This window comes from Ruegeria sp. H9 (assembly GCF_056532915.1).
In genome coordinates, this window is the sequence record NZ_JBQFNX010000002.1 from 663213 (window position 1) to 678085 (window position 14873).

Annotated in this window: 14 protein-coding genes; 11 read left to right on the plus strand and 3 right to left on the minus strand. The window is 57.8% G+C overall.

The genetic code is table 11. The features are described from left to right. Positions 1-28: 28 nt before the first annotated feature. From ACR0CZ_RS11830 to ACR0CZ_RS11845, 4 genes are all read left to right on the plus strand, one after another. The gene (locus tag ACR0CZ_RS11830; RefSeq protein ID WP_170421885.1) at positions 29-853 is read left to right on the plus strand and encodes an arsenate reductase/protein-tyrosine-phosphatase family protein; all 825 of its coding nucleotides are present in this window, start codon (positions 29-31) and stop codon (positions 851-853) included. A gap of 26 nt (positions 854-879) precedes the next feature. Continuing rightward, positions 880-1356, plus strand: a complete 477-nt coding sequence (locus ACR0CZ_RS11835) for an arsenate reductase ArsC (RefSeq protein ID WP_170626896.1) — start codon at positions 880-882, stop codon at positions 1354-1356. Then, positions 1353-2012, plus strand: coding sequence for an aquaporin (locus ACR0CZ_RS11840; RefSeq protein WP_170465314.1), 660 nt, complete (start codon positions 1353-1355; stop codon positions 2010-2012). Before ACR0CZ_RS11835 ends, ACR0CZ_RS11840 begins: the two co-directional genes overlap by 4 nt. Before the next feature lie 187 nt (positions 2013-2199). Further along, entirely contained in the window at positions 2200-2436 is a 237-nt protein-coding gene (locus tag ACR0CZ_RS11845) for a hypothetical protein (protein WP_170465312.1), read from the plus strand. Here the strand turns inward: ACR0CZ_RS11845 and ACR0CZ_RS11850 are convergent. Then, the gene (locus ACR0CZ_RS11850; protein WP_170396891.1) at positions 2425-3048 is read right to left on the minus strand and encodes an XRE family transcriptional regulator; all 624 of its coding nucleotides are present in this window, start codon (positions 3046-3048) and stop codon (positions 2425-2427) included. The two genes, ACR0CZ_RS11845 and ACR0CZ_RS11850, sit on opposite strands and share 12 nt — an antisense overlap. A gap of 65 nt (positions 3049-3113) precedes the next feature. On the opposite strand from ACR0CZ_RS11850, the gene ACR0CZ_RS11855 reads away from it, so the two are divergent. From ACR0CZ_RS11855 to ACR0CZ_RS11875, 5 genes are all read left to right on the plus strand, one after another. Beyond that, on the plus strand, positions 3114-4631 hold the full coding sequence (locus tag ACR0CZ_RS11855) for a class I adenylate-forming enzyme family protein (protein ID WP_170465310.1): 1518 nt from the start codon (positions 3114-3116) through the stop codon (positions 4629-4631). Continuing rightward, positions 4628-5287, plus strand: a complete 660-nt coding sequence (locus ACR0CZ_RS11860) for a DsbA family oxidoreductase (RefSeq protein WP_170396887.1) — start codon at positions 4628-4630, stop codon at positions 5285-5287. Before ACR0CZ_RS11855 ends, ACR0CZ_RS11860 begins: the two co-directional genes overlap by 4 nt. A gap of 73 nt (positions 5288-5360) precedes the next feature. Then, positions 5361-6569 (plus strand): multidrug effflux MFS transporter, encoded by a 1209-nt coding sequence (locus ACR0CZ_RS11865; protein WP_170396885.1) that lies wholly within the window; start codon positions 5361-5363, stop codon positions 6567-6569. Between the two features lie 56 nt (positions 6570-6625). Beyond that, positions 6626-8290 (plus strand): hypothetical protein, encoded by a 1665-nt coding sequence (locus ACR0CZ_RS11870; protein WP_170396883.1) that lies wholly within the window; start codon positions 6626-6628, stop codon positions 8288-8290. After that, a complete protein-coding gene (locus tag ACR0CZ_RS11875; protein ID WP_170396881.1) occupies positions 8287-8964 on the plus strand; it encodes an SH3 domain-containing protein in 678 nt (225 codons plus the stop codon). The genes ACR0CZ_RS11870 and ACR0CZ_RS11875 overlap by 4 nt, the downstream gene beginning before the upstream one ends. Here ACR0CZ_RS11875 and mfd read toward each other — a convergent pair. Continuing rightward, positions 8961-12416 (minus strand): transcription-repair coupling factor, encoded by a 3456-nt coding sequence (gene mfd / locus ACR0CZ_RS11880; protein WP_170396880.1) that lies wholly within the window; start codon positions 12414-12416, stop codon positions 8961-8963. The two genes, ACR0CZ_RS11875 and mfd, sit on opposite strands and share 4 nt — an antisense overlap. Positions 12417-12437: 21 nt before the next feature. Continuing rightward, positions 12438-12962 (minus strand): component of SufBCD complex, encoded by a 525-nt coding sequence (locus ACR0CZ_RS11885; protein WP_170396878.1) that lies wholly within the window; start codon positions 12960-12962, stop codon positions 12438-12440. A 120-nt stretch (positions 12963-13082) separates the two neighbouring features. On the opposite strand from ACR0CZ_RS11885, the gene hemB reads away from it, so the two are divergent. Together hemB and ACR0CZ_RS11895 are read left to right on the plus strand one after the other, a co-directional pair. Beyond that, a complete protein-coding gene (hemB, locus tag ACR0CZ_RS11890) occupies positions 13083-14081 on the plus strand; it encodes a porphobilinogen synthase (RefSeq protein WP_170396876.1) in 999 nt (332 codons plus the stop codon). A gap of 143 nt (positions 14082-14224) precedes the next feature. Beyond that, the gene (locus ACR0CZ_RS11895; RefSeq protein ID WP_170396874.1) at positions 14225-14797 is read left to right on the plus strand and encodes a lipid-binding SYLF domain-containing protein; all 573 of its coding nucleotides are present in this window, start codon (positions 14225-14227) and stop codon (positions 14795-14797) included. Positions 14798-14873 lie beyond the last annotated feature (76 nt).

The following is a 14873-nucleotide window of genomic DNA, read 5'->3' on the forward strand; positions in this document are numbered from 1 at the left end:
TCCTCTCTATTTCCATATTTCTTGAATTATGGAAATAGAGATTCATGACAGGCTGAACGCACTCGCACATCCCAAGCGGCTGGATCTGTTCCGGCTGTTGATGCGTCGCTATCCAGATTCCGTAGCTGCGGGTCAGATTGCCGAGGCTTTAGCGCTGAAACCCAATACTGCGTCAACCTACCTGAATGCATTGAAATCCGCCGGGCTGATCCAGCAGTCGCGCAGCGGGACATCATTGCAATATGCCGCCAACTTACCAGCGGTGCGCGGGCTGTTTGATGAGTTGCTGGGCGGTTGCTGTCAAAATCGTCCTGATCTGTGCATGCAACCCTCGGATGACCCCGTTATGGCGTCCCCTGACCGCGTAATGAATGCGCTTTTCCTCTGCACCGGAAACTCGGCCCGTTCGATCATGGCGGAGGCCATCCTGAACAATGAAGGTAACGGCTTGTTTCGCGCTTATTCGGCAGGAACGGCACCATCGGACGGACCAAATTCAATCGTTTTGGAACTCTTGAAGCAAAAAGACTACGACACGACCTCGCTCCGCTCAAAATCACTGGAAGAATTTGCCGCTGCTGATGCCCCAAAGATGGATTTTGTCTTTACCGTCTGCGACCACGCGGCGAACGAGGCCTGTCCCGCTTGGCCAGGACAACCGATAAGCGCGCATTGGGGTCTGCCCGATCCGGTCAAAGTTGAAGGAACCGACGCGCAAAAGCAGCTGGCATTCCAGCAGGCCTACGGATTGCTGCGCAACCGTATCACCGCCTTTGCAAGCCTCCCGTTCGAAACGCTCGACCGCATCTCACTACAGCACAAGGTGGATGATATCGGTCGAATGGCCGAATAGTCCTCGATCAATCCAAGGATACCCCCATGAACATACTGGTTCTATGCACCGGCAACTCGGCTCGGTCGATTCTGCTGGAGTCGCTCTTCAATCACACCGGCGAAGGGCGTGTACGCGCCTATTCAGCAGGCTCCAACCCGACCGGGAAGGTGCATCCGCAATCCTTGACGCTGCTTGGTGCCGAAGGCCATGACATCCGCGATTCCCGCTCTAAAAGCTGGGATGAGTTTGCAGCAGAAGATGCTCCGGAAATGGACATAGTGATCACGGTTTGCGGCTCAGCCGCCGAAGAGACATGCCCCGTCTGGCCCGGCGCCCCTGTACGCGCGCATTGGGGTGTCGAGGACCCGGCTGCCGCGTCTCAGTCAGACTGGGAAACCGCCTTTAGGACCGCATATGACATTCTTGGGCGCCGCGCCGAGGCACTTCTGGAGCTGCCCATTGAAACCATGGACAGCGTTGAACTCTCGGCCCATCTCAAACGTATAGGAGCCCTGCTGTGAGCGCCCGCCAATACTTTGCCGAATTCCTCGGAACCGCCTTCCTGCTGATCGGCGTTGTCGGATCAGGCATCATGGCGCAAACCTTGTCCGACGGGAACATCGCGCTGGCGTTGCTGGCCAATGCAATTGCGACCGGCTGCATCCTTTACGCTATCATCACTACGCTCGGCCCTGTCTCGGGCGCTCACTTCAACCCTGCAGTGACATTGGCCTTTGCGCTGCGCGGTGAACATCCCTGGCGTGCGGTCACCCCTTACATGCTTGTTCAGATTGCCGGAGGTATCGCGGGGGTCTGGGCCAGCCATTACATGTTTGACCTGCCGATTCTGCAAACTTCGGAAACGATGCATCGTACCGGGGCTCATCAGTGGTTTTCGGAAATTGTCGCCACTTTGGGTTTGCTGTTTGTGATTTTCGGCGGAATTCGGCACAAGCCGGACACGGTACCAGCCCTTGTGGGCCTCTATATTACCGGCGCCTACTGGTATACGTCTTCCACAAGTTTTGCTAATCCGGCCGTTACAATCGCAAGGGGCTTTACGGATACCTTTGCGGGGATATACCCTGCGCACATTCCGATGTTCATAATTATGCAGTTAATTGCTGTATTTATCGGACACAAAATACTGAACTGGTTATTCGAACCAGCAGAATAACGGACCGGCCGCCACTCACTTTACAGCAGGTCCGTGGGCCCGTTGCGGTATCTCCGCAGCGGGTTTTTTGCATCTTATCTCCCGACTGCGGCTGCGACATTTTGTCATGTCTGCAGCAACGCACGGCGCTCCGTAGGCTGTCTTGGGGGAGAGCAATCCTGAAACACCAACTAAGGAAGGCTCGCAGATGCTAAACTGGGCTGATCTGACGCAAGACTGGGACGCGTCATATGCGCGTGCAAAACGTAGGTTCCCGAACCTGCGGGATAGGGATATGGCGCGCGTTGGCGAAGATCGCAAACAGTTCGAAGCTTACCTGGCCGAGCGTCACCACCTGACCGTAAACGAGGCGCGCGAAGAGCTTGAGGATTTCCTGTTCACCGAAGCATTGAACCGTGAAGCGGCCCAATCCCTAAGCAAGTGACGTCACCCACAGGATCGTCGCATCCTCATCACTGACCGAAATGACGTTATGCCCCATGCTGCCGTCGTAGTAAGCGCTGTCGCCGCGGCGCATTTCGACCGGCTCATAGAACTCGGTAAACAACCGCACCACTCCGGTCAGGACATACAGAAATTCCTCACCATCGTGACGCACCCAGCCGTCAAATTCTTCCATCGAGCGTGCACGTACACGGGCGCGATAGGGCAGCATCTGCTTTTTGGTCAGCGTTTCTGCCAGCAACTCATGTTCGTAGGTGGTGGTCGCATGGGCCGCCCCCCCGCCCATCTTGGTCACTGCCATTCGACCGATCACCTGATCGCGTTGTGGCGGCGTAAAAAGCTGAGGCACCGAAATCTCCAATCCGGTCGCCAGCTTTTTCAAAGCATCATAGGTCGGAGACATCTGACCATTTTCGATCTTGCTGAGTGTCGACCGGGCCAGACCCGCCTGACTCGCCGCCTGTTCCAGCGTCCAGTTGCGGGCTTTACGCAGTTCGCGCACGCGCGCGCCCAGATCGACCGGCTCCAACTCGGTGTTGACACCATTGTCGCGGGCAATTCTGACGATAGATTTATGATCATTGGTGGCCATGGGTCTTTCTATAGGGCGAGCATGCCCTGCTTGCAACGCGCCTCGCACGGCGATAGCCAGTTCTCATGTTGTCGATCTTTGATCAGGGGCCGCCCGCGCCCTGCCCGCGCCCGTTCAATCTTGCCGCGCATGTGCTGCGCCATGCGCAAAGTTCAGCTGAGAAGACCGCGCTTTCAGTGCTGAGATCGGATGGTGCTACAGACTGGACCTATGGCGATCTGCATTCGGCGATAATGGGCACCGGTTCAGGATTGCTGCAGAGCGGCCTTCGCGCCGAAGACATTGTTCTCATGCGATTGGGCAATACCGTCGATTTTCCGATCGCCTATCTGGGCGCAATCGCCGTGGGGCTGGTCCCCGTGCCCACCTCATCACAACTGACCGAGCAAGAGACCGCAAAGATCATCGACGATCTGAATCCCGCCGCCATTTTGCGAGATCCCCAGGTCGCCTGCGCGCCGCACCCGGATCAGATCATGCTGCCTGAACTGGCCCGGATGCGATCACTGCCACCTGCAAGTTTTGCCATGGGTGATCCCGAGCGGCTTGCCTACGTGGTCTACACTTCGGGCACTTCGGGCAAACCCCGTGCGGTTGCGCATGCACACCGCGCCATCTGGGCTCGGCAGATGATGGTCGACGGCTGGTATGGCCTGAAATCCTCGGACCGGCTGTGCCATGCGGGGGCATTCAATTGGACCTACACGCTGGGCACCGGCTTGATGGACCCTTGGGCCATTGGTGCAACGGCTCTGATCCCTGAACCCGGGACAGACATACGCGATCTGCCTGCCCTGTTGAAACAACATCGCGCCACCATCTTTGCAGCCGCACCGGGGGTCTTTCGGAAGATGATGCAAAGTGACACGCAGCCCGGCCTTCCCAATCTGCGCCACGGCCTTTGCGCCGGGGAAAAGCTGTCGCGACACCTGCATGAACAATGGGTGCAGTCCACCGGCACCGAGCTTTATGAGGCTTACGGCATGTCCGAATGCTCGACCTTCATCTCATCCAGCCCAAGCCACCCGGCACGCGGCACAGCGTTGGGGCAGCCGCAGCCCGGGCGTCGGATTGCCATCCTCGGGCCGGATGGCCCTGTGCCACAAGGTCAGGAAGGTACAATAGCCGTACATCGCGAAGATCCGGGCCTGATGCTAACCTATCTGAATGCCCCGGACGAGGCCGCTGCTCGGATGCAGGGGGATTGGTTCCTGACCGGTGATCAAGGCGCGATGGCCGTTGATGGGCAAATCACCTATCTGGGTCGAGATGACGACATGATGAATGCGGGCGGATATCGCGTTTCCCCGGTCGAAGTCGAGGCGGCCTTATCCACCCATCCCGAGATCACCCAGGTCGGGGCGGCTACGGTTGAGGTAAAACAGGACAGTTCGATCATCGTTGCCTTCTACACTGGCCCCGAAGAACTGGACGCGGCGGACCTGCACGCCTATGTGTCTGACAAGTTGGCGCGCTACAAACAGCCGCGTGCCTTTGTCCATCTGCCCGCCTTACCCACCGGAGGCAACGGCAAACTTCTGCGCCGCGCCCTGCCGGCCTATTTCAAGGCGACGTCCGAATGACACACACTGTAAAGCTCGACATCATGTCCGATCCGATTTGCCCCTGGTGCTATATCGGCAAGACCCATCTGGACAAAGCGCTCGCCGAAGTGCCAGACCACCCCTTTGTGATCGAGTGGCACCCCTTTCAGCTGAACCCCGATATGCCCGACGAGGGCATGGATCGGCGCGAATACCTTGAACGGAAGTTCGGCGGCAAGGACGGAGCAGTTCGCGCATACGCGCCCGTTGTTGAACATGCCGAAAACGCAGGTTTGAATATCGATTTCGAAGGCATGAAACGCACGCCCAACACGCTGGATGCCCACCGCCTGATCCACTGGGCGGGGATTGAGAGCAAACAGGATGCCGTGGTCGATGCACTCTTTAATGCTTACTTCGTCGAGGCGCGTGATATTGGTGATCATGAGGTGTTGGCTGATGTCGCGGACAGCGTCGGCATGGACGCAGCGGTCGTACTGAAACTGCTGCAGTCAGACGCCGACCGCGAAGATATCCGTAACCGCGACAGCCATTCACGCGAAATGGGCGTAAATTCGGTTCCCACATACATCGTTGCAAACCAGCACGCCGTTCCGGGCGCGCAACCTCCTGAATTGTGGGCAAAAGTGATCTCTGAGATCATGTCTCAGATTGAGGCTTCCCCTGCAGAATAGCACATACCTCTGTGCATTTCTGATCTAGTCCAACCCGAAACGCCGTGATAGCGCATTCGGGAAGGAGTTCCCCATGGCCGACCGCATGTCCCGGGGCGAATTCATTGCGTTGATCGCGATGATGTTCGCCACGATAGCCTTTTCGATCGATTCAATGCTGCCAGCCCTGCCCGAGATCGGCGCAGAGCTCAGCCCCTACGATCTGAACAAAGCACAGTTGATCCTGACCTCTTTTGTGCTGGGCATGGGGATCGGCACATTCTTTACTGGGCCAATTTCCGATGCGGTCGGGCGCAAGCCGGTGATTTATGGTGGTGCCGCTCTCTATATACTGGCCTGCGCTGTTGCGTGGTCCAGCTCATCGCTTGAACTGGTGTTGGCTGCGCGCATCGCGCAGGGCCTCGGGGCGGCCGGGCCGCGCGTTGTGGCTATGGCGATCATTCGTGACTTGTTTTCAGGGCGCGAGATGGCGCGCATCATCTCGATTGCGATGATGATCTTTACTCTGGTCCCCGCCGTGGCACCGCTGCTAGGCGCAGGCGTTATTGCACTGGTCGGCTGGCGCGGCATCTTTGTGTCCTTCATCATATTCGCCACGATCATCGTGATCTGGATGGCCACGCGCCTGCCTGAATCTTTGGCACCCGAAAACCGGCGCCCCTTCCGCCTGCCCCTGATGATTGCGGCAGTGCATGAGATGTTCGCACACCCCACCGTGCGCCTCTCGATCCTGGTGCAGACGCTGTGCATGGGGTTGCTGTTCACCATGCTAACGATGGTTCAGCCGGTTTTTGACGTCATCCATGATCGGGCAGACAGCTTTCCCTTCTGGTTCGCCTTCGTGGCGCTGATCTCGGGTTCGGCCAGCCTTTTGAACGCTGCCGTGGTCGTGCGCGTTGGCATGCGCCGCATGGTGACCTGGGCCTTGGGCGGGCAAATTCTGATAACAAGCATTGTGATAATCCTGAACATGACACCGCTATCACCGGGCGCATCCTTTGCTGTGTTCGTGGCATGGCAGACCTCGATCTTCTTTATGGCCGGTGTAACCATGGGCAACCTGAACGCCATTGCCATGGAACCTATGGGTCATATCGCGGGAATGGCTGCCTCGGTCATTGGATCGATCGCCACAATTCTGGCGGCTGCCATCGCGGCCCCTATTGGGCTGTTATTTGACGGGTCGATCACACCGCTGACGACCGGAGTACTGACGATGTGCATACTTGGCTTTGGCCTGATGCTACATATGGGCCGGATTGAAAACAGACTGCCCGCCTGATCTGTGCAGAGCCGCTGAAACACGCTAACCTTCCCGCAAATCGTGGGGGGGGCGCCATGAGCGACTATTATGATCTGGGCACGTATTCCTGTGCCGTCACCACAGCATCACCCGAAGCACAGCTTTGGTTCGATCGCGGATTGGTCTGGACGTATGGCTACAACCACGACGAAGCGGTCACGTGCTTTCAGAAAGCTGCCGAAATTGACCCGGATTGCGCCATGGCCCATTGGGGCGTCGCCTATGCGGCAGGCCCAAACTATAACCTGCCTTGGGAATTGCGGGACGATCAGGGCCGGGCCAAATCACTGGCCATCGCCTATGATGCAACACAGAAGGCGCTGTCGCTGCTCGACGGGTGCACAGCGGTTGAGCAAGCGTTGATCCGCGCCCTACCCGCCCGATACCCTCAGCGCGACCCCATCGAAAACATGCACCAGTGGGACTATGACTATGCGGATGCCATGCGCGCCGCATTTGCCGAACAGCCTGATGATCTGGACCTGCGCACGATCCATGTCGAGGCGCTGATGAACCTCACCCCGTGGCAGATGTGGGACCTGAAAACGGGCCAACCGGCCGAGGGTGCCGCGACCCTTGAAGCGCAAGACGCTTTGGAGACCGCTATGGTCAATGACCCGGCGTCGATGTCTCATCCCGGTCTACTTCACCTATATGTGCACCTGATGGAGATGTCGCCGACGCCAGAAAAGGCGCTGCAGGCCGGAGACATCCTGCGTACACTCGTACCCGATGCCGGTCACCTGGTGCATATGCCGACCCATATCGACGTGCTGTGCGGCCACTATCACAACGTTGCCTACTGGAACGAAAAGGCTACCGAGGCCGATCTGAAATATTATGAGCGTGAAGGCGCGTTCAACATTTATACCGGCTATCGTCAGCACAACTATCACTTCACCATCTATGGCGCTCTGTTTCTCGGTCAGATGGAACCAGCCCTGCGTGCCAATCAGGACCTGTGGGATACCACCCCCGAAGATATGCTTCGGATCGAAAGCCCGCCCATGGCGGATTATTTTGAAAGCTACATGTCCATGGGCCCGCATATCCTGATCCGCTTTGGCCGCTGGGAAGAGGCCAAGGCACTGAATTTGCCAGACGACCCTGACCTTTATCGCACTTTGACAGCAACAACACATTATGCTCGCGCCATCGCCCATGCGGCCACTGATGAGGTGGCGCAAGCCGAGGCCGAAGAGCAGTTGTTCCTTGCCGCAAAAACCTGCGTGCCCGAGACCCGCCGCCTGCACAACAATCGGGTCATCGACCTTCTGGAGATCGCAGCGGAAATGCTGCGCGGAGAAATCGAGTATCGCAAAGGCAACTACGAGATTGCCTATGCACATCTACGCCGCTCGGTCGAGTTGGATGACACGCTGCCCTATGACGAGCCATGGGGTTGGATGCAACCAACGCGCCATGCGCTTGGTGCGTTGTTGTTCGAACAAGGGCATGTGAACGAGGCCGAGGCAGTCTATCGTGAAGATCTAGGCTTGGGTGGCACGCTCAGCCGCGCCTCGATCCACCCTGACAATGTCTGGAGTTTGAAGGGTTTGCATGATTGCCTGAAAGCACGCGGCGAGACAGTAGAAATCCGCCAAATCAAGCAACGCCTTGATCTTGCCTTGGCGCGCGCGGACCGCACCGTCGGCGCGTCGTGCTTCTGTGCCCAAGCCGCCATGAGGGCTGCGGAATGAAGCTATTCCTTTTGGTGGCAGGCCTGCTGCTTGCCAGTCCAGCGCTGGCACAGCGCCAGACCTTTCCACCTATCGACGAGGCAGGTCAAAATCCATCACTGGTCGCATTCCGAGCTGACTTGCTGGCGAAAATCGAGGCACGCGATACCGATGCAGTTGTCGCCGCCGCTTGTCCCGACATCTATCTCAGTCACGGCACAGCAGGTGGACCGGAAGAGTTTCGCACCAACTTGACTGTGCCTCCGGAAACGCTTGGTGAAGAATTTCAGGACGAGGCTGCGGAGCTACGTGATTTTTACTGGTCGCAATTGCAGCAAACAGTTTCCCAACCGGGATATTTTGACGATCAGGGTGAATTCTGGATGCCGCACTATTGGCGGATCATTCTTCCCGCTACAGTGGACCCTTTCACCGCCTTCTACGTTTCGGGCGAAAGCATCACACTGCGTCAAGCACCGTCTCGTGGCGCGCCCATCCTCGCGCTGATCAGTCATGAAATCGTGATCGTCCCTGACTATCAACCTGATGAGGAATACCAGAAAATCAGACTGACCGATGGGACATCGGGCTACTTACTCAGCGATTTTCTGGCATCAATGGTCGGTTACCGCGCTGCGCTTGTAAGATCCGAAGCGGGTGACTGGCAGCTCTGCACTTTTGTGACAGGGGACTAGGCTTTCGCCTTTTTCTTCACAGCCACGACCTTTTCGGCCAGATCACGGGCGATGGCAAACGCACCTTTGATCTTGTCGCTGTCCTTCTTCCAGTCGCGCCGCACAACGATCTTGTTGTCCTTGACCTTGGCCAGCCCGCGTTGGTTCTGAATGAACTCGACCAACCCCTCGGGTGAGGCGAACTTATCATTGTGGAACTGTATCGTTGCGCCCTTTGGCCCGCCGTCCAGCTTGGCGATCCCGGCGCGTTTGCACATCGCCTTGATGCGCACGACAAGCATCAAGGTATTCACCTCTTTCGGCAGCGTACCAAAGCGATCGATCAACTCGGCGGCAAAGCCCTCCAGTTCCACTTTCGTCGACAGTGACGACAGGCGGCGGTAAAGGCCCAGACGCACGTCCAGATCGGGCACATAATCCTCGGGGATCAGAACCGGGACACCCAGATTGATCTGCGGCGCCCATTGGTCATCGGCATCCGATAGCCCCTCCATCTCGCCGGCTTTGATCTTGGCAATCGCCTCTTCCAGCATCGATTGGTAGAGTTCGTAGCCCACATCACGCATCTGGCCGGACTGTTCCTCACCCAGCAGGTTGCCCGCACCACGAATGTCGAGGTCTTGCGAAGCCAACGTGAACCCGGCCCCGAGCGTATCCAGCGAGCCCAGAACCCGCAGCCGTTTCTCGGCCGTCGCCGTCAGGCGCTGGCGCGGTTTGGTGGTCAGATAGGCATAGGCGCGGGTTTTTGAGCGCCCCACCCGCCCCCGGATCTGATAGAGCTGCGCTAGGCCAAACATATCCGCCCGATGCACGACCATCGTGTTGGCAGTCGGGATATCCAGCCCGCTTTCTACGATCGTCGTGGCCAGCAGAACGTCGTATTTACCGTCGTAGAACGCGTTCATCCGGTCATCAAGCTCACCCGCAGCCATCTGCCCGTGTGCGACCACGTAGGATAATTCAGGCAACTGCTCTTTCAGGAATTCCTCGATCTCAGGCAGGTCAGAGATGCGCGGCACCACATAGAAGCTCTGCCCGCCACGATAATGCTCGCGCAGCAGCGCCTCACGGATTGTTACCGCGTCGAATTCGCTAACATAGGTGCGGATCGCAAGCCGGTCGATGGGGGGCGTGCCTATGATCGACAGATCACGCACGCCTGTTAGGGACAGTTGCAGAGTTCGTGGGATCGGTGTCGCTGTCAGGGTCAGGACGTGCACGTCCGAGCGCAGCTGTTTCAGCCGTTCCTTGTGGCCCACGCCGAAATGCTGTTCCTCGTCGATGATCAGCAGACCCAGATTATTGAACCGTATCCCTTTGGCCAACAGCGCATGGGTGCCGATCACGATATCTACAGTGCCTCGCGCCAGCCCGTCACGGGTTTGCTGCGCCTCTTTGGCCGAGACAAAGCGCGACAGTTGTCGGACTTCAAGTGGGAAACCCCGGAAGCGATCTTTGAAGGACGCCGCGTGTTGCCGCGCGAGCAACGTGGTCGGTGCCACAATGGCAACCTGTACGCCCGACATCGCGGCGACAAAGGCTGCGCGCATGGCGACCTCGGTCTTGCCAAAGCCTACATCGCCACAGATCAGACGATCCATCGGCGCGCCGGAATGCATGTCTTCCATCACCTCGGAAATCGCGCGCAACTGATCGTCGGTCTCCTGATATGGGAAACGCGCGCTGAACTCTTCCCATGCATGCGGCGGTGGGTCCATGACCGGAGCCTTGCGCAAGGCACGCTCAGCGGCGATGCGGATCAATTTATCCGCCATCTCGCGGATGCGCTCTTTCAGCTTGGCCTTCTTGGCCTGCCATGCGCCGCCACCCAGACGGTCCAACAGCCCCTCGTCATGGCCATATTTCGACAGCAGCTCGATGTTTTCGACCGGCAGGTAGAGTTTGGACTGTTCGGCATATTCCAGCAGCAGGCATTCATGGGCGGCGCCAGCAGCCGTAACGACCTCCATCCCCTGATACCGCCCGATCCCGTGGTCAACATGCACCACCAGATCACCGGGGCTAAGCGACTGCGTTTCAGTCAGGAAGTTCTCGGCCTTGCGGCGTTTTTTGGGTTGGCGGATCAGACGGTCGCCCAGAACGTCCTGTTCCGAGATCACGGTCAGATTGGGCGCTTCAAACCCGTGTTCCAATGCCCAAACCGCAAGATGCAGGCCGCGCTTTCCAACCCGGGTTCCGTCGGTCACCGGGATCGCCTCGGCCAGGCCTTCATCTTCGATCAAGCCGGTCAGTCGTTCACGAGCGCCTTCGGAGTAAGAGGCAATGAGGACCGGCCCCGTGTCCATCTTTTCGGTGATATGCGCCGCCAGAGCGCCAAACAGGCTGATGCTTTCCTGCTGACGTTCGGGTGCAAAGTTGCGCCCGATCCGTCCGCCCGCATCGATCACGCCCGGACCACTCGCCTGCGGCAGCGGGCTGAACTGCAAAACGCGACGATCGCCCACTGCATCTTCCCATGCAGCATCGTCCATATAGAGCAGACCGGGAGGCGTCGGTTTATAAACCGTATCCATGCGCGAGCGGTTTTCCAAAGCGAGCTTTCGCGTCTCAAACTGATCCGCAATCGTATCCCAGCGCGCCAGCCGAGCAGGCGTGACCTGATCGTCAAGCGAGATTGAGGCCCCCGGAAGATAGTCGAACAGGGTTTCCAGTTTTTCATGGAAAAACGGCAACCAATGCTCGATCCCCTGATGCTTGCGACCTGCGCTGACAGCTTCGTATAAGGGATCATCCGTACCCGCCGCGCCGAATTCGATGCGATAGTTCTGACGGAATCGGGTGATGGCGGCTTCGTCCAGTATAACCTCGGACACCGGGGCAAGCTCGACCACCTCAAGTTTTTCAGTCGTTCGCTGCGAGACAGGATCAAACCGGCGTGCACCATCCAGAACATCCCCGAACAAGTCCAGCCGCACGGGACCGCTCTCACCGGGTGGGAAGATGTCGATGATACCGCCTCGGATAGCGTAGTCTCCGGGCTCCATCACCGTGGGGCTTTGGGTAAAACCCATGCGCACCAGAAAGTTGCGTAGGGCATCTTCGTCGATGCGCTGATCTACGCGAGCGGTGAATGCGGCCTCTCGCAACACTGCACGCGCGGGTACCCGTTGGGTCGCGGCATTGAGCGTGGTCAGCAGCACGAACCGCTGCGGCATCTGATGCACCAAAGCAGCCAGTGTTGCCACGCGGGCAGCAGAAATGTCGGCATTGGGCGACACCCGATCATAGGGCAAGCAGTCCCATCCGGGGAATACAAATACGGGCATGTCCGGCGCAAAGAATGCCAACGCTGCCCGCATCGCCTCCATCCGTTTGTCATCGCGGGCGATATGGCAGACTGGACCGCCCGAGCGCGCGATCTCATTCAGCACAAGCTGTGCATCAAACCCCTCGGGGCCGCCGCCGACTGTTACGTGGTTCGGAGCCGTCATTACCTTGCCTTTCAGGGGCTACTAACCCAGGACACCAATCGAAATGTTCTGATACATTCCCCAGAACGCAGTGATCAAGATCGAGAACATACCAATGATCTGAGTAAAGGTCCGACTGCGCGTCAGCGTTTTGGAAACATTTTCTACGGTCGCTTCTTGAGTCTGCAATCGACGCGCTGCCGCAATACTGATCATCATGACAAAACACATCGGGAGCAGAAGAAGGAATACGGCCTGTGCAAATTCCACGTCGTAGAAGAATCCCAACGTTGCAAGGCCTGTCAAAACAAAACAGCAAATTGCCATCAATACCAGACCCGAGGTTTCGACGATGTACAACACTCTGTTCGAGTTGATCCGCGCGACATCCAGAAGGTCTTGTTCTGATTGACCACCTACACGACGGGCGCGCATCACCAGATCATAGGGCACCCCCATCGTCCAGTGGCTGGCAGATGACCAAAGAACGGCCAGACCGATCCAGTACCACAGATTCGAAAAACTCCGCATGTCGATGAGTTCGAAAATCGAAGAGTATATGTCCAAGCGTCTGCCCTTTGTTCAACGTCCGCAGGGACCGTCATCGCAGCGATGCGTCCATTGTTACCCTTGAGACCACCGGGAATTCATGCCACCCAATGCGCAATTGTTCAAGGAGAGTGCGCCATGAAACCGACTATCGCCCCATATCCCCGGACCCGTTTCCGCCGGGCCCGCCAATCTGAGGCGATCCGGGGTCTGGTGCGCGAGAACACCTTGACCGTGAATGACTTTATCTGGCCTGTTTTTGTGCGCGACGGTGAAAATATCGAAGAACCCGTCCCGTCGATGCCCGGGGTCGTGCGACGCTCGGTCGACCTGATCGCCAAAGCCGCGGTTGAAGCGCAAGCCCTTGGTATTCCTGCAATATGTATTTTCCCGTACACCGATCCGAGCCTGAAAACCGAAGATTGTGCCGAGGCCTGGAACCCCGACAACCTGTCCAACCGCGCCATTCGTGCAATTAAGACTGCTGCGCCCGAAATCGCGGTGATGACGGATGTGGCCCTGGACCCCTACAACATCAACGGCCATGACGGCTATGTGGTCGATGGCGAGATTGTGAATGACCAGACTGTTGAGGCGCTGGTGAAAATGACGCTGGCGCAGGCCGAAGCCGGAGCTGACATCATCGGCCCGTCCGACATGATGGATGGCCGTATCGGCGCCATGCGCAGTGCACTTGAGTCGGCTGGTCACCACAATGTCATGATCCTGAGTTATGCCGCCAAATATGCCAGCGCTTTCTACGGCCCTTTCCGCGACGCCGTTGGGGCATCAGGCGCTCTGACCGGTGACAAGAAGACCTATCAGATGGACCCTGCCAACTCGGACGAGGCCCTCCGTCTGATCGAGCGTGACCTGACCGAGGGTGCAGATATGGTCATGATCAAACCGGGGATGCCATACTTGGATATCTGCCGACGGGTCAAAGACAGCTTCGGTGCGCCGACCTATGCCTATCAGGTGTCTGGCGAATACGCGATGATCCAAGCCGCTGCACAAAACGGTTGGATCGACGGCGAAAAGGTGATGCTGGAAAGCCTACTGGCCTTCAAGCGCGCAGGGTGTGACGGCATTCTGACCTATTTTGCACCCGAAGCCGCGCGCATCCTGCAGGGCTAACACTTCAGATTGTCGCAATTTTTCGCCGATTTGCTGCGTGCGCAGCACAGCTTTCCCGTGACAGGCCGGTGCAATCGGCGTATTCTTGCAGACAAGATCGGGAACACCCGACATATCAGGCACATACACAGAGACAGAGAAACATGAGCAGTTCAAACTCCCCCCGACTTAGCCGTCGCGGTTTTGCTTTTGGCATGGCCGGACTGACGCTGACCGCCGCCTGCGGCAACGGCGTTGGCAACTCCAACGCAGTCACACTCGACGCGCGCGTCGACGCGACGCTGAACGAGATGTACAGCAAGTATCCCAACACCGTTGAGATTGCCAACAAGGCCAACGGAATGTTGGTCATGCCACTGATTACAGATGCCGGATTTATCTTTGGTGGCGCCTATGGTCAGGGTGCACTGCGTATTCAGGGCGCGACGGTCGACTATTATTCCGCCATCTCCGGTACTGCGGGTCTGCAGATCGGCGCACAGCAATATGCGCATGTTCTGTTCTTTATGACCGAAGAGGCATTGAACGATTTCCGCCGCTCCAGCGGTTGGACGGCCGGTGCAGATATCGGATACGTCGTCGACGCGACCGGAGAATCCTTGTCGACCGACACCACTCAGTTGCGCAAACCCGTGCTGGCCGCAGTCTTTGGACAGGCGGGTCTGAAGTTCGGCGCGACGGTCGAAGGCACCAAATATACGCGCATCATCCCCTAAGACCCAAGATACCACCCTCCCCCTCTGACGAGCCCCGCTACATCTTGTGGCGGGGCTCCGAGTTTTCGCGGTTTTC

Excerpts from the sequence above, each read along its gene's own strand:
- ACR0CZ_RS11835 (WP_170626896.1), top strand. The coding sequence starts at position 880 with ATGAACATACTGGTTCTATGCACCGGCAACTCGGCTCGGTCGATTCTG.
- ACR0CZ_RS11875 (WP_170396881.1), top strand. The coding sequence starts at position 8,287 with ATGAAGCTATTCCTTTTGGTGGCAGGCCTGCTGCTTGCCAGTCCAGCG.
- ACR0CZ_RS11850 (WP_170396891.1), bottom strand. The coding sequence starts at position 3,048 with ATGGCCACCAATGATCATAAATCTATCGTCAGAATTGCCCGCGACAAT.
- ACR0CZ_RS11895 (WP_170396874.1), top strand. The coding sequence starts at position 14,225 with ATGAGCAGTTCAAACTCCCCCCGACTTAGCCGTCGCGGTTTTGCTTTT.
- ACR0CZ_RS11860 (WP_170396887.1), top strand. The coding sequence starts at position 4,628 with ATGACACACACTGTAAAGCTCGACATCATGTCCGATCCGATTTGCCCC.
- ACR0CZ_RS11870 (WP_170396883.1), top strand. The coding sequence starts at position 6,626 with ATGAGCGACTATTATGATCTGGGCACGTATTCCTGTGCCGTCACCACA.
- ACR0CZ_RS11855 (WP_170465310.1), top strand. The coding sequence starts at position 3,114 with ATGTTGTCGATCTTTGATCAGGGGCCGCCCGCGCCCTGCCCGCGCCCG.
- ACR0CZ_RS11865 (WP_170396885.1), top strand. The coding sequence starts at position 5,361 with ATGGCCGACCGCATGTCCCGGGGCGAATTCATTGCGTTGATCGCGATG.
- hemB (WP_170396876.1), top strand. The coding sequence starts at position 13,083 with ATGAAACCGACTATCGCCCCATATCCCCGGACCCGTTTCCGCCGGGCC.
- mfd (WP_170396880.1), bottom strand. The coding sequence starts at position 12,416 with ATGACGGCTCCGAACCACGTAACAGTCGGCGGCGGCCCCGAGGGGTTT.
- ACR0CZ_RS11830 (WP_170421885.1), top strand. The coding sequence starts at position 29 with ATGGAAATAGAGATTCATGACAGGCTGAACGCACTCGCACATCCCAAG.
- ACR0CZ_RS11845 (WP_170465312.1), top strand. The coding sequence starts at position 2,200 with ATGCTAAACTGGGCTGATCTGACGCAAGACTGGGACGCGTCATATGCG.